Genomic DNA, 552 nt, shown 5'->3' on the forward strand with positions numbered 1-552 from the left:
AGCTTCTGGCTGACCTTGACAGTGAAGGCCGGCTGTTGATCTTCGGTGACACCGCCTTTGCCGACGATGGTCACGCTGACCTTGTCGCCTTCGTTGCCAGTGCCCGGAGTGCCGGTGCCTGGCTCGTCGGTCACGGTGGTGGTGATGCTGTTGTCGCCGAGGGTCAGCTTCTCGAAGTTGTCGTCGCCGACAACCGATTCGATCTTGTTGACGATGCTCGGTTGGCCACCGACGAACACGTCATCCTTGGCGGTGATGGTGAACGTGCCGCTGGCGCTGCCGGCTGGAATGGTGACTTTGGTGCCATCGGTCAGTGTAAAGGTCAGGCCGTTGTGGCCGGTAACCGACAGGCCCTGGGCGTTGGTCAGGGTGACGGTGTAAGTGACCTGACCACCTTCCGAAACGGTGGTCTTGTCCGCCGACAGGGTGGCCACGACCTCGCTGATGGTATCGGTGATCTGAACCGAGGCGTCGCCGCCCAGTTCAAGGTTTTCGAAGGCTTTGCCTTCAACGCTGGCGTCGGTGATACCGACGGTCAGGGTATCGCCGTCC

Annotated in this window: 1 protein-coding gene; it reads right to left on the reverse strand. The window is 61.2% G+C overall.

Annotation, left to right across the window (positions count from 1 at the left end; all coding sequences use genetic code 11):
- A partial coding sequence (locus tag N7422_RS26850) for an immunoglobulin-like domain-containing protein (protein WP_279809346.1) occupies positions 1-552 on the reverse strand: 552 nt, incomplete at both ends.

Source organism: Pseudomonas sp. GD04091, assembly GCF_029836165.1.
Lineage (GTDB): Bacteria > Pseudomonadota > Gammaproteobacteria > Pseudomonadales > Pseudomonadaceae > Aquipseudomonas.